Genomic DNA, 14,932 nt, shown 5'->3' with positions numbered 1-14,932 from the left:
ATGGTCGTTCCATGGCAGGAGGGCATATGCTTGTCCGTTCCGGCCCCCACGATGGTCGTGAAATGGGAACAGACCTACACAGTCTAGTGGACGCGCACCGGTGGTGTCATGTCGGATTCCCGTGCCCTTGGACACGGATCGTGGGGTGGTCGTCTTCGACTCGCCGAGGCAGTTCTGCCCTGAGCAGTCGACCGCGGATCCGTCGCCGGTACAGATTCTCACCCGCGCAGATGACGACGGCGACGAGGACGAGCAGTCGCAGGAGAGTCAGGAGTGCGACGAAGGTCGGTTCGAGGCCCTTGTCAGCTTCGTATCCGGTGACGTCGCCGAGGTGGATGGCAATGGCGAAGGACGCTTCCGCCAGTGCCCAGATGATGAGCACCCACCAGCGACGGACTGTCAGCGCGAGAAACGGCAGGATCCAGAGGCTGTCCCAAGGCATCATCGCCGGTGCCAGCAGCAGGCAGCCACCGATGAGGAGGCAGGCGGCCACGGCTGGGTCGAGTCCTGCTCTGCGCACCATGTACAGCGCGATGGTGACCGCGACGATGACACCCGCACTGGCGATGATCCACACCGGCGCCCACACCTCGGCGGATCCCAAACGCGCCATGACCAGGATCGAAGCGAAGGATCCGCCGTCGACGGCGTCGCCCATCCAATGCGTGATCCGTCCGACGGCACTGCCGTCGAGGAGCAGGATGAGCGCCGAGGTGATCGTCAGCGCGGCAAGCATCATCCGCGGATCCCGGGGACGGAGCCCCCCGGCCGGGCGCGGTCCAGCCAGGGTGAGTGCGAGCACAGCCAGCAGCGCGAGCGGGTTGATGAATGCGGCTATGCCGAGGAGGACCCCGGACAACCACGGTCGAGGGGCCACCGGCGACGATCCGACGAAGATGACCATGGCGCAGACGCTCAGCGCCAAGGCCACCGGGTCCAGGGTCGAGCCCAAGGTGAAGAGGATGACCGGGGAGGCGAAGGCCGCGACCAGCCAGGCTCGCTGCCTGGCGAGGACCAGAAGTGCGACGCCGAGAGCCGCGAAGGCGATCACGTTGACGATGAGAACGAACGTCATGAAGACGGAGACGTCGTCAGTCACGAGCTTCATCAGTTGGACGAAGCGGGCGTCGATCACCGACAGTCCGGCCATCCCTCCATGGGAGCGGCCCAGGGTCTCCTCAGGATTGGTCTGGCCGAGGAATGCCGTGGCCAGAGGTCCGGAGCACATCCTCGCCGAGGCGGACGGCTGTTCGTAGCCCGAGCCCAGGCACGGGCCCTGTAAGGCCAGGGCGAGAAAGGTCGTCAGGCCGAGGATTCCGGCAAAGATGTAGGCCTGGCCACGCCTGAATCGTGCTCCCGCAGATGCGAGGTGAATGCCGTCCGGACCGCCAAGCAGAGGCTCGGCGATCCGGGTGCTGGACTGAGAAGGCATGACTAGAGGTTACTAGTCGTCCCCGGGACCTGTCGGTGGCTTAACGGGCAACCCTCCTGACGAATCCCCATCATCTCCCTTTGGCGGATCCGGATCCGGCTTCGGCTTCTCATCGCCTCCGTCAGAGTCCTTGGCACCGTCAGAACCCTTAGAGCCGTCAGAGTCCTTGGCACCTTCCTTTGATCCGCCGTCGGAGTCCTTAGACGAGCCGTTGTCTTCACGACCCTCATCGGAGTCCTTGGAGCCGTCCTTGGAATCGTCCTTGCCGTCGGCGTCCTTGTCCTTATCCTTGCCCTTGTCTTCGTCGTCCTTCGGCTTCTCGCTCGGCTCGTCGACTGGAGCCTTCTTGTCGGACCCGTCGCCGCCATCGCTGCCGCTCGGAGCCTCGGGTTCCGGTGCCTTGGGTTCGGGTTTCGGAGCCGCCGGTGCATTGGTGTTCTTAGGCTTCGGCTTGTCCGGCAGTTCTCCACGCTCGGGGAACTGTTCGACCTTGGTTCCCTCGAGCGCGTCCTGCATGTACTCAGTCCACACTTGAACAGGGAAAGATCCGCCCGTGACCTCGCCGCGGCCGCCGTAGGAGCCGATCGACATCTGCTTGCCGTCGACCTCACGGTAGAGGACCACTGATGTCGCAAGGTTCGGGGTGTAGCCCGAGAACCAGGCCGCCGTGTTGTTGTTCGTCGTACCGGTCTTGCCCGCTGCTGGTCGTCCGAGCTGCTGGGCATAGCCGCCCGAGCCGCCCTTGATGACCTGCTGCAGAGCGAAAGAGGTCTCAGCTCCCACCGCCTTGTCGAAGACGCGCTTGCCCTTGGTCTCGCCCTTGTAGACTTCCGTGTCGTCGGCGCCCTGGGTGACCTTCTCGATCGAGTGCGTGTCATGGTGGACGCCGTTGGCTGCGAAGGTCGCGTAGGCCGAGGCCATGTCGATCGGCTTCACGCTGGGCGTTCCGAGCACGTTCGAGGGGTTCGGGGTGAGTCCGATGGAGCATCCGCCCGTGTCACCGGACTCCATCTCCTTGTCCGTGCAGTTGCCGCTCAGTCCCGCTCGCTGTGCCACGTCGACAGTCTTGTCCGGACCGACCTGAACATTGAGCGCGGCATAGGCCGTGTTGATCGAGGACTGAGTGGCCTTGAGCAGAGTCACGGGACCGTAGCTCGTATTGCCGAAGTTCGACAGCTCCCACGGAGTACCGTCGTTGTTCAGGGTCGTCGGACTCGTACCCGGGTAGGTATCCGTGAGTCGCACACCGTTCTCGAGACCAGCCACCAAAGCGAAGGGCTTGAAGGTCGAACCGGCCTGTACATGACTCTGCGTGGAAGCGTTGAAAGCCTGATCGAGGTAGTTCTTGCCGCCGTAGAAGGCCTCAATTCCACCGTTGTCCGGATCGATCGAGACCAGGCCCGTCTGCAGGCCCTCCGGCTGATCGGACGGCAGGTTCTTGATGGCCTTCTCGGCCTGCTTCATGCGGTCCTCGTCGAAGGTGGTCGTGATGTTATAGCCACCACGGTCGAGCTGTTCCTCGGTGATGTCGAGCTTGCGCAGGGCCTCACGGCGGACGAAGTCCCACATGTAGCCCTTCTGGCCGGACAGTGAAGATTCTTTGTTCTGCTTCTCCACCTTCGGCATCTCGATCTTGGCTGCCTGCTCCTCGGTGATGAAGCCCTCATCGACCATCGACTTCACGACGTAGTCGAAACGATCCTGGTAGACCTCGGGGTTGTCCGAGGGATCGGCGGCTCCTGGGCGCTGGATCATCGCTGCCAGCAATGCCGACTCGCTGACGTCGAGGTCCTTTGCCGACTTATCGAAGTAGTTCTGGCTGGCAACCTCGATGCCGTAAGACCGGCGTCCGAGGTAGATGGTGTTGAGGTAGTTGGCAAGGATGTCGTCCTTGCTCTGCTGCTGATCGATCTTCAGCGAGATGAACATCTCCTTGATCTTGCGATCGAAGGAGTGCTCGTTCGTGAGGTAGAAGTTCTTCACGTACTGCTGCGTGATGGTGGATCCACCACCGGCGTACTGATTGGTCGCCACGCCGACGACTGCGCGGGAAAGTCCCTTGATGGAGATTCCGCGATTCTCGTAGAACGAGGTATCTTCTGCAGCGACCGCTGCCTTCTGCATCGGCTCGGAGATCTCATCGATTTTGACCGATTTGCGGTCCTCGACCTTGTACTGCCCGATGGGCGTCTTGCCATCGTTGTAGTAGATGGTCGAGGTCTGACCTGTGGCCTCTTGATTGGGTTCGGGGACGTCTGTGGTCGCATATCCGATCGAGAACAGCACGCATAGGAGAATGACGATGCTGAGTCCGCCGACGACGAGCAGCCGGATGCTGGGCAGAAAACGCGTCCATCCGTGCACGCCTGAGCGCGGATAGTTGAGAATATTCTTCGTCTTCTTGCCTCTGGTTTTGGCTTGTCTTTGTCCCTTAGCCACCCAAGGTCCTCCAGGTCAGTTTGCCTGCCGCATTGCGTGGCGACGAGGTTCGATAAGGTCACACTTGAGATTCAGTCTGGCACGCCTTCTTTGGAACAGAGTGAAAATCCCCTGAATCCAGCGCCCAGTCACCCCAGTTGTTACTTGCCACCACATATGAGTAGAGTCGTATGTCCGCTCTCACCAGGGATTTTACTGTTGCACCTGGGTATCGACCACACCAAGTGGCGAATTGCTCACATTTAGCCATATTTTCAACTGTCAGCCGCCTGTCGGCCCAACTCTGTGCACAGAACTGTGCATTCCAGACCCTAACTGCTGTTTGCGAGTACGGGGCCGACGAATACTCTTCGAGCAGATTCGCCCTCGTTCAACGCTGAGTCAGATTCTCGCGCCAAGGCAACAGCGAAAACCTGACTCAGCGTTGAACGAGAGGGATGCGCCCTCGGGTCTCGCCGTGAGCGACGTGCCCTCGGCAACCGAAAGCGGTCAGCCCTTGAGGTCGAAGTCCGTGTCTGCGTACTCCTTGCCTTCGACGGCCGGCTCACCGCTGAACGGATGCAGCTGGTCCTCACGGGCACGAAGTTCGACACGGCGGATCTTGCCGGAGATGGTCTTCGGCAGCTCGGAGAACTCGAGCCGGCGGATGCGCTTATAAGGGGCCAGGTGCTCACGGCAGTAGGCGAGGATCTCCCGAGCGGTGTCCGCATTGGGTTCGAAACCACCCGCCACGACGACATAGGCCTTGGGAACAGCGAGACGGACAGGATCCGGCGAGGGGACCACAGCCGCCTCGGCGACGGCCTCGTGCTCGATGAGCACGCTCTCGAGTTCGAACGGCGAGAGTCGGTAGTCACTGGCCTTGAACACGTCGTCGGCGCGCCCGACATAGGTGATGTAGCCGTTCTCGTCGCGTACGGCCACGTCACCGGTGTGATAGACGCCGCCTTCGAAGGCTTCAGCGGTCTTCTCCTCATTGGACCAGTATCCGCTGGTCAGTCCCAAGGGTCGCGGGTCGAGGCGGAGGCAGATCTCGCCCTCATTGCCCTCTTCACCTGTCGCGGGATCGATGAGGACCACGTCGTAGCCGGGGAGCACCTTGCCCATGGAGCCGTATTTGAGCTCCTGATCAGGTGAGTTGCCGACCTGCAGGGTAGTCTCCGTCTGGCCGTAGCCGTCGCGGATGAGCACACCCCACTCCTGTTTGACCCGGTCGATGACCTCCGGGTTGAGGGGCTCGCCGGCACCCAGGGCGATCTTCGGCGGAGTCTTGAGATGGCTGAGGTCTGCCTGGATGAGCATGCGCCACACCGTCGGAGGAGCACAGAAACTGGTCACGCCGACCCGGTCCATGGTCTCCATCAGGGCATTCGCGTCGAAGCGCGAGTAGTTGTAGAGGAATACACAGGATTCTGCGATCCAGGGAGTGAAGATATTCGACCAGGCGTGCTTGGCCCAGCCGGGCGAGGCGACATTGAGGTGGACGTCGCCGGGCGTCAGACCCATCCAGTACATCGTGGACAGGTGGCCGACGGGGTAGGACACGTGGGAATGGGCGACCATCTTCGCCTTCGAGGTCGTGCCCGAGGTGAAGTAGAGGAGGAGCAGGTCCTCGGCGCGGGAGGTGCCCTGCGGGTCGAAACTGATGTCTTCCTCGTCGGCGTCGATGTAGCTGTAGTCCTGCTGGCGCTTCGCATCGTCACCGACGACGATGCGCACCACCTCGGCGTCGACATCGTCGAACTTCGCAGCATCAGCAGGTCCGGCGATGACGAACTCGGCCTTGCCGCGATCGACACGATCATTGAGGTCGATGGGGCCCAACTGGGTGGTTGTAGGCAGAAGGACCGCACCGAGCTTGATGCCTGCGAGCATGGTCTCCCACAGCTCGACCTGGTTGTTGAGCATGATCATGACGTGGTCGCCGCGCTTCACACCTGACCGGCGGAGGAAGTTGGCCACCTGATTCGAGCGACGGGAGAGCTCCGCGTAGCTCCACTTGCCCTCCGAGCCGTCCTGCTCGACGATCCACAGGGCTGGGCTGTCGTTGCCCTCGGCGACCTTGTCGAACCAGTCGATGCCGAAGTTGAAGTGATCGAACCGCGGCCATTCGAAGCCGTCACCGGCCGCCGCGGCATCGCTGCGCAACTCGATCAGCTTGTCTCTGGCTGCACGGAACTCATCGGTCACAGTCATCAGGATCTCCTCACATCGTCGCCTGCGCCACACCATGTGACCGCAAGCACAAACATACGCGAATTACGAAGTTATCAGTTGGTGTGAGGACGACAACAGGCGGGGGTGGAGACTAGGACTGCTCGCCGGGCTCAACGTCGCTGGGCCCAGCTTCTCCGGGATCAACCTCCGCAGGCCCGTTCTCGGCCCACCACTGACGCAGAACCTCTTCGGCACGCTCAGGTCCCAGCGGGCCGTGCTCCATCCGCTCCTCGAGCAGGTGCTTGTAGGCCTTGCCCACAAGCGGCGAGGGTGTGATGTCGAGGATGGCCATGATCTGCCGACCGTCGAGGTCGGGGCGGATCGCGGCGAGCTCCTCCTGTTCGCTGAGCTTCTCGATCCGGTGCTCCAGGTCGTCGTAGGCGAATGCGAGCCGATCAGCCTTCTTCTTGTTCCGCGTGGTCACGTCCGCGCGGGTGAGGATGTGCAGTCGCGAGAGCAGCGGGCCGGCGTCGGTGACATAGCGCCGCACCGCAGAATCGGTCCACCCGGCGTCACCGTAGCCGTAGAAACGCAGATGCAGTTCGACCAGGCGGCCGACGGCCTTGGTCGTGTCCTTGTCGAAGCGCAGCGCCTTCATCCGCTTCGCGGTCAGCTTCGCACCGACGGCATCATGGTGATAGAAGGTGACAGCCCCACCGGGCAGGAATCTGCGCGTCGCAGGTTTGCCCACATCGTGCATGAGCGCCGCGAAGCGGACAGTGAAATCGGGCACGACGAGGTGGTTGGGGTCATCAGAGCTCAACCCGGCCTCGCGCTGTTTGGCCGCATACTGCTCTTCGAGCTCCACAGCCTGGCGCAGCACGGTCAGCGAATGCTGATAGACGTCCTTGTGGCGGTGGTGTTCATCGGTCTCCAGTCGCAGACCTGCGACTTCGGGCAGAACATGATCGGCGACATCGGTGCGCACCAGCAGATCGATGCCCGCGGCCGGGTCGATGCCGGTCATCAGCTTGAACAGCTCCACCTGGATGCGTTCGGCGGAGATGATCGCAATCCGATCGGCCATGTCACGCATCGCCGCTTCCACCTCGGCGACGGGATCGAGACCCAGCTGAGCGGTGAAACGGGCAGCGCGCATCATGCGCAGCGGATCATCGGAGAACGAATCCGCGGCCGTGCCCGGGGTGCGGATGACACCCTCGACGAGGTCGTTGAAGCCCTCGAACGGGTCGACGAAGGTCATTGCGGGCAGGCGAATCGCCATCGCACCGATTGTGAAATCGCGTCGGACCAGGTCAGCGTCGAGATCTGTGCCGAATTTCACCGTAGGTTTGCGCGAATCCGGGTCGTAGGCCTCGGCGCGGTAGGTCGTTATCTCGATCTGCACACCGGACTTGATCGCGCCGATGGTGCCGAATTCCCGCCCGATGTCCCAATGTGTGTCGACCCAGTCGGAGATGAGGGAGAGGATGTCATCGGGGCGCGCATCTGTGGTGAAGTCGAGATCGGGCATCGGACGGCCCAGCAGTGCATCGCGAACGGAGCCGCCGACGAGCGCGAGTTCGAATCCGGCCGCGGCGAAGCGCTTGCCCAAGGGCCCGAGGATGTTCTCGAGCTCATCGAGCTTGTCGTACAGACGGGCGTGCGCGGTCTTCGGGTCCACCGAGCTCCTTCGTGTTCTACCGTGTTCGTTCCAATCGGAGACGACTCATCTACAGCCGAGTCCAGCCTACCGGGAGCGCGCCCCACGACACTTCCAAGAATCGCCTACTAAGGTAGGAGAATGACCACACCGATGCCCAAGCCGGGACCCAGAGCGTCTCGTCGCACCACGGTAGAGGAGATATCCGCCGGGGGCATCGTCGTCGACTTCACACGCCCGGAACTGACCGTGGCCGTGATCGCCCGGATCAACCGGGCAGGACGGATCGAATGGTGCCTTCCCAAGGGTCACCTCGAAGGAATTGAGACCCCCGCCGAGGCGGCTCGCCGTGAGGTGGAAGAGGAGACAGGCATCCTCGGGCAGATAGTCTGCCCCCTCGGCACCGTCGACTACTGGTTCACGGTGACCGGAATCCGCATCCATAAACTCGTCCACCACTTCCTGTTGCGTGCACGGTCTGGGACGTTGACCGTGGATAATGATCCTGACCAGGAAGCGATCGACGCAGCGTGGATTCCGTTCAACGATCTGCGCTCCCGGCTCTCATTCGCCAATGAGCGTCGCATCGTTGCCGCCGCCCGTCCGATGGTCGCCCGATTGGAGCAGTGAAACCCATCAGCCATATGCGTTTCCTCCTCGCCCTGCTGAGCACAGTCCTTCTGCTCGCAGGGTCAGTTTTCGTCATCCCGCTCATGGGGTCGAGCCCCGCAGCCGCCGCCGGTTCGACCGCCGCCGATGGCACCTCAGCGGACGGGGGCTCGGGCGAGGGCAAGTCCGGTGGCTCCGAAGTCGCGATCACCCTCGACGAGGTGACGCCCTGGGTCGATGCAAAGGGCACACTCAAGGTGCGCGGCACGATCACGAACCCCACGGATGAGGCGATCTCCGATCCTGATCTGGATCTGGCGATGTCGATGCAGAAGCTCGATTCCGGACGCAAGATCGAGAGCTGGAAGACCGACCAATCTCAGAACCGCAGCATCGCCGACCTCGAGAACAACGGTCCCGACGCCCGCAAGAAAGCCGAGGAGGGCTCAACCGGAGATTCCGACCCGATGACTGCGGTGGACACCACGTTCAAGGATGAGATCGCGGCCGGGTCCTCCGCAGAATTCACGATCTCCGTCCCCGCAGATGATCTCGGACTGCAGAAGTCATCTCCGGTCTCGAACTGGGGCCCGCGTGGACTGAGCGTGCAGCTCGGCGATGCCACCGGGCGACTCGCCTCCGAAGTCGGCTTCTCCACCTGGTACCCGAGCCCGAAGTTCGACAAGACCAAGATCAGCATGCTCGCCCCGGTGACGATTCCGGCTCATACCTCTGACGGCATCATCGCCCCCGACGACCTCGACAAGGCGATCGGCAAGGACGGCTCTCTGACGTCGATCATGAACGTTCTCGAGACTCCCGGAGTGGGAATCGCCCTCGACCCCCGGATCATCGCCTCCTTCGAATCGGCTGTGGCCGAACCATCAGAGGAAGACGGATCAGATCCCGAGGAGTCTGAAGAACCCTCGCCGCAGGGCACGGAAACGGCAACCACGGGACCCGATGCCCAGGACACCGACCCCGAAGCGAATTCCAATGACGAGGGCGGCGCCGATGGGCTCAGCGCCGACGAGGCGGAGGCCGAGGAAAAGCAGCGCAAGCGCCTCGACACCTGGTACCAGGACTTCCTTGCCGAAGCGCAGTCACACACCGTCATCGCTCTGCCCTATGGCGACCCCGACCAGGCGTCGCTGGTGGACAGTGACCTGGAGAGTCTGGGCAAGTTCGCGCAGAAACAGAGGCAGATGGTCAAGGATGTCCTGCCGAAGGCCAAGACCGACATCGCCTGGCCAGTCGCAGGCTCCGCACAGCGCGATCAGCTCGCTGACTTCGCCAAGGCCGGTGATCAGACCGTGATCCTCAGCAACAATCAGCAGCCATCGCTGGCAGGGGTCCACGACAACGCCCACTCGAAGACTCGCATCACCGCCGATGCACAGTCCTCGATCGACACTCTGATCACCGATACGGCTCTGGCGCAGCAGAGCGCCAAGATCATCGGTTCCGATCATCCCGCTTCGGGCATCTCAGAACTGGTCGCGACAACCGCCGCGATCCAGGCGGAGTCCCCCTACCGGACACGACACCTGCTCTTGCCCATGCCGCGTACGGCCGCCTCGGCGAACTGGGAGGGTACGGTCAAGTCCGTCGCGGACGCTCCCTGGGTGGATCCGTCCGGCATCGATGATCTCCTCGACACCGACCCCGTGCCCCGCGGGCTGCTGCAGTCAGGAGCGGATCCGAAGGCGATCGGATCCAAGGCAGTCCACAGCCTCGCAGAGACCCGGGCGACCCAGAAGAAGTTCAACAGTGTGTTCTCTGACCCGGCGAGTGCGAATACACGGCTGGACCGTGAGCTGCTCAGCTGCACCTCGGTCGCGTGGACCCTGGAGGGCAGCGCGAAAAGCTGCGCCGACGATGCCCAGGCTTCGAGTGAGAAGGTGAGGAACAGCCTCTACCTCGAGAAGGGCTCCTCGGTGCTGCTGGTCACCGGTGAGGAGACGACCATCCCGGTGACGATCGTCAACGATTCGCCCGCCGAGGCGACCATGAGCATCCGGATGAAGCCGAAGACCCCCCAGCTGCGGGCCGAGCCCACCGAGACAGTCGTCGTGCCCTCCCAGGAGACCATGCGCGTTGACGTTCCCGTCGAAGGCCTGGCCAACGCAGACGTCCCGACGACGATCGAGATGGTCGCCACCGATGACGTCGTCCTGCCGAAGAACGAGACACTGCTCGTCAGGGTGCGCGCCGACTGGGAGAACATCGGTACGGCCGTAGTCGGATTGGCACTGGCCGCCGTGTTCGTGATCGGCTTGATCAAGACGATCTCCCGCGGACGCAGGAAGATCCCCGAACAGCAGCTGGCCGATGCGATGGCCCGCGCGCAGAACGACGAATCGGAAACGAGGTAGAGCGTGTCCAGTTTCTCAGCGCTGGCCAAGTCCTCGGCCATTATGACCGCAGGCACACTGACGTCGCGTGTGCTGGGCCTGGTCAAGGCCTTCCTGCTCGCATTGGCGATCGGAGTCACCGCGGTCCAGGCCGACGCCTTCGATGTCGCGAACAAGGTCCCCAACACCCTGTACATGCTGCTGGCCGGCGGTGTGGTCAACGCCGTCCTCGTCCCGCAGCTGGTCCGCGCGTCGAAGCGCAAGGACGGAGGCGAGGACTACACGAACCGTCTGCTGACTCTGGCATTCATGATCCTTGCGGTCGTCAGCATCATCGCGACCCTCGGGGCTCCGGTCCTCGTCTGGCTCTACTCCTCCGGGTGGGGGCCGGATCAGATGGCCCTGGCCACGGCATTCGCATTCTGGTGCCTGCCGCAGCTCTTCTTCTACGGCCTCTACACGCTGCTGGGGCAGGTGCTCAATGCGAAATCATCTTTCGGTCCATATATGTGGGCACCTGTGCTCAACAACGTCGTCGCCATCATCGGCCTCGGCATCTTCATCCTCACTTTCGGCACAGATGATGCCTCCTCTCATGATCTGAGTACCTGGACTCCGGGCAAGATCGCCCTCCTAGCTGGTTCGGCCACGTTGGGTGTCGTCGCTCAGGCCCTCATCCTGATCTGGCCGCTCAAACGCATCGGCTTCAAATACAAGCCGACATTCGGCTTCCGCGGGGTCGGACTCGGCACCGCCGGCAAGGTCGCATTCTGGACCTTCGCCGCGATGCTCATCGGGCAGCTCGGGTTCCTCGTCATTTCCCGTGTCGCCGCAGGTGCATCCGTGCCTGGGGAGGCCAATGCCTCGAACGCGGCATATTCCTACAGCTATCTCGTCTTTATGCTTCCGCACTCACTCATCGCGGTGTCGCTGGCCACGGCGCTCTTCACCTCGCTGAGCAGAAACGCTGCCAACCAGGACACCAAGGCGGTCGTCAGCGACTTCTCCATGGGCGTGCGCATGGTCGGCTTCGTGAATTCGTTTGCTGTCGCAGCTCTCGTCGTTCTCGCGTCGCCTGTGGCGATGATCATCTCCGGCGATGGCCGCGAACAGGCTATGGCCGTGGGCCTCGTGATCACCACCATGGTGTTCGGCCTCATCCCCTTCAGCGCCAACTACCTGGCGCAGAGGGTCTTCTACGCGTATGAAGACGCGAAGACACCGTTCCTCATCCAACTCCCGCAGGTGATCTTCCAGTCCCTGGCGGTCCTCTCTGCATCGATCTTCCCGAAATCTGTCACGGTCGCCATCATCGGTCTGACGATGAGTCTGGGCTATCTGTTCGCTATGATCCTGTCCTTCTGGCTGCTGTCCAAACGGGTGGGCGGAATCGACATTCGAACGATATTGGGCGCTCATGCGAAGTTCTTCACAGCAGCATTGCTTGCTGGATTGGCCGGTTATGGGCTTCTCTTCTTCTTCCCGGACTTCGCATTGTCCGGCTGGTGGCAGGCATTCGTCTCTGCCGCGGGCGTCGGTACGGTCATGCTCATCATCTTCCTGGGAGCATGTTATTTGCTGAAAGTCAGAGAGTTGCATTCGATTATTGGCGTGGTTGCTGGAAAACTAAGAAGATAGCCTGCGCATTGAAGCCCCTCTGGAGGTGGTCACCCTGATCGATATCGAACCCGGCATGGTCGTTGCCGGTCGTTACGTCGTATCAACGGTCGACCGTCGGTGGCTCGAGGACAATCCACAGGCGGGCGCCGTGTGCACGGCGCTCGACGCCATTCTCGACGAACCCGTCCTCATCCACGTCGCCGATGCCGATGGATCCACGGATGTTCTCGAAGCAGCGCGACGGGTCTCCATCCTCGGCGATCATCGCATTGCCCCGACGTTGGACGTCGGTCATTCGAACGGACTCGACTATGTCGTGTCCAAGCGCATTGCCGTCACCTCACTCAGCGAGATCCTGCCCAAGTCACCGCTTCCCATCGATGCCGCCCGTGCTCTCATCGGCGAGATCGGAACAGTTCTCGTCACGGCCGCCAGACGCGGCCTGTTCCATATGTTCCTGCGTCCGAACACGGTGGGCATCACGACCAAGGGCACCGTTCTGGTCTCCGGCATCGGCATCGATGCCGCTCTGGCCCTGGGCACGGGAGTCATCCGCCCCGAGGACTACACACCGACGAAGGCATCTCGAGAGGATGCCCTGGGCCTCATCCGGCTTTTCTATGCCGCCATCACCGGCTATTGGCCCACCGACGAGCCATTCAACGGCATACCTGCAGCAGGGCGCGAGAATTCCCGTATTGCGAGGGCCAAGAGCCTCAATCCCGATATCTCCGCTGAACTCGATGACTTCGTCAGCGGCATCCTCACCGGGACCGATCCAGGCCCTGGCTCCGTAGCCGAAGTATTGGGCTACCTCGACGAGTGGGATGCCGAGCTCCTGCGCTACGTCAACCGTGCACCGGTACTCGACAACGACAGTGTCTTCAACCAGTCGCCGCGCAGCTTCGACGAGGCGACGAGCCTACCCGCACCACGATCGACGTCGATGGGTACGTCCACTGCGAACACAGCCAGCGACGACCAGGTCAAAGCGGCTCTGGTTCGCATCGGCATCACCCGTCCGGGAACTCGCGGACTGGCTGTGGGAGTCGTCGGCAAGACTACGGGGCAGTATGCCGACCGTATGCAGATGCGTGAGGCCTCGAGCTTCCCGATCGGCAAGGATCAGCTCGACAACGCCGCCCAGGACTGGGAGGAGTGGGAGCCTGAACAGACGTATTCGGAGTACTCCGCATACGCCGACCATGAATATGACGAGAATCTGACGTCTCCGATCATGAATCGTGACGCCCAGGATTCGGACCCCGACACCCAGGCCCTCGACATCGTGTCCGAGGACGGAGTTGACGAGACCGAGGACGATAACGATACCCGCGTCATCATGGATGATGAGGATGACGGGTCGTGGTTCCTCGGCGGCATGTTCGAGACGCATGAGCAGCAGCGCGAGCATCAGCTGCGCGAGTACGAACGCGAACGACGCATCGCCAAGGCCAAAGAAGACGAAGCACGCCGGCGCATCGCCGCGCTTGAGGCAGCCTCGACATCCAAACGAGAAGAGGCGAACGCCGCAAAGCCTCCCAAACAGGTGCGCAGGCTTTCACCCACTGCTGTCGATGAGTCACCAACCGATTCGTCTCGTTCAACTGCGCCCGTTGCCGCAGTCTCGCCCGAGCAGAAGTCGGACGACAATTCTGGAGCCTCATCAGCCGGAGTTGCCGGCATCGCAGGGGCAGCCGGCGTCGGGGCAGCTGGAGCAGTGGGTGCAGCTGGAGCCTCCAAATCCGCTGACTCCGGGGGCAAGAAGAGGACTTCAACCAAATCCAAGTCGGCTGCCGCTGGAGCAACGACAGGTGGTACGGGTGCCGGGGCATCCGGCGCTGCGGCGGCTGGCGGTTCGGCTGCCGGTCCGGCGGCAGGCGGTGGATCTGCCGACAATGGCGGCAACCCGGATGATGACCCGTCGAGTACGCGAAAGCCGTTCGCCTGGTTGGTCCTTGCGCTGGTAGTCATCGCAGCCATCGTGATCTCGATTGCGGTCTTCAACTTCACCTCAGGCGACGACGAACCGGAAACGGCAGCCGAAACCTCGGCTCCGGCCAAGCCTGAGGACAGCAAGGACAAGAAGACAGAGGAACCCAAAGCAGATCCGCCGAAGATCGATACGGTCAAGGCGTTGGACCCCGAAGGCGACAACGAGGAGAACGACGACAAGGCCGAAGACGTTGTCCCCAATACGGACGGTTCATGGCGGACCGACCGCTACAATTCGGCATCGTTCGGCAACCTGAAGTCCGGCGTTGGACTGCACTTCGAACTCGAAGACAAGACGACGGTGAAGGAAGTCAAGGTCAAGTCCTCGAACTCGGGCGGGTCCTTCGAGATTCGCAATGGTTCCGATCCTGAAGATGCAAAGAAGGTCGGCGAGGGCAAATTCGACTCTGACGGCGTCACCATCAAACTTGATGATGACGTTGAGACGGACAACCTGATTCTCTGGGTGACCGAGCTTCCCCAGGACGAAGGCGGCTTCCGTGCCATCATCAACACCGTCGACTTCAAATAAGAGCCCGATCCAGGCATACGGTCCTCGGTAACCCGAGCAGACATCAGCCTGAGAGATCGACTCCGGGCCTGGGAGATGCGGCGTACATCGCTTGAAGCCAGATGCGGAATAGTCGCAACCGCCGTACCGTT

The 14,932-nt window shown here is 62.2% G+C and carries 8 protein-coding genes; 4 read left to right on the top strand and 4 right to left on the bottom strand.

All coding sequences use genetic code 11. From position 1 onward, the window contains the following. Positions 1-106: 106 nt before the first annotated feature. The 4 genes from HU144_RS03865 to HU144_RS03850 all read right to left on the bottom strand — a co-directional run bounded on the left by HU144_RS03865 (position 107) and on the right by HU144_RS03850 (position 7,712). A complete protein-coding gene (locus HU144_RS03865) occupies positions 107-1,432 on the bottom strand; it encodes a hypothetical protein (RefSeq protein ID WP_235350216.1) in 1,326 nt (441 codons plus the stop codon). Between the two features lie 12 nt (positions 1,433-1,444). Continuing rightward, positions 1,445-3,871 carry a transglycosylase domain-containing protein gene (locus HU144_RS03860; protein WP_235350215.1) on the bottom strand — a complete coding sequence of 809 codons (2,427 nt, stop codon included), beginning with the start codon at positions 3,869-3,871 and terminating at the stop codon, positions 1,445-1,447. A 489-nt stretch (positions 3,872-4,360) separates the two neighbouring features. Then, positions 4,361-6,067 (bottom strand): AMP-binding protein, encoded by a 1,707-nt coding sequence (locus HU144_RS03855; RefSeq protein ID WP_328284271.1) that lies wholly within the window; start codon positions 6,065-6,067, stop codon positions 4,361-4,363. Between the two features lie 112 nt (positions 6,068-6,179). Then, positions 6,180-7,712: a CCA tRNA nucleotidyltransferase gene (locus HU144_RS03850; protein WP_235350214.1), complete on the bottom strand. Its 1,533-nt coding sequence runs from the start codon at positions 7,710-7,712 to the stop codon at positions 6,180-6,182. Between the two features lie 120 nt (positions 7,713-7,832). Here HU144_RS03850 and HU144_RS03845 point away from each other — a divergent pair, with 120 nt between their 5' ends. The 4 genes from HU144_RS03845 to HU144_RS03830 are packed head-to-tail and all read left to right on the top strand — an operon-like array spanning position 7,833 to position 14,801. After that, positions 7,833-8,321: an NUDIX domain-containing protein gene (locus HU144_RS03845; protein WP_096146167.1), complete on the top strand. Its 489-nt coding sequence runs from the start codon at positions 7,833-7,835 to the stop codon at positions 8,319-8,321. After that, entirely contained in the window at positions 8,318-10,675 is a 2,358-nt protein-coding gene (locus HU144_RS03840; protein ID WP_235350213.1) for a DUF6049 family protein, read from the top strand. The genes HU144_RS03845 and HU144_RS03840 overlap by 4 nt, the downstream gene beginning before the upstream one ends. 3 nt (positions 10,676-10,678) lie before the next feature. Then, on the top strand, positions 10,679-12,292 hold the full coding sequence (murJ, locus tag HU144_RS03835; protein WP_235350212.1) for a murein biosynthesis integral membrane protein MurJ: 1,614 nt from the start codon (positions 10,679-10,681) through the stop codon (positions 12,290-12,292). A 25-nt stretch (positions 12,293-12,317) separates the two neighbouring features. After that, entirely contained in the window at positions 12,318-14,801 is a 2,484-nt protein-coding gene (locus tag HU144_RS03830; RefSeq protein ID WP_235350211.1) for a virulence factor MviN, read from the top strand. The last annotated feature ends 131 nt before the right edge of the window (positions 14,802-14,932 follow it).

The sequence above is a fragment of the Brevibacterium sp. UCMA 11752 genome (assembly GCF_021532235.1).
Classification (GTDB): domain Bacteria; phylum Actinomycetota; class Actinomycetes; order Actinomycetales; family Brevibacteriaceae; genus Brevibacterium; species Brevibacterium antiquum.
The sequence above is the reverse complement of the archived record's forward strand: the minus strand, read 5'-3'. Positions and strand labels throughout refer to the sequence as shown.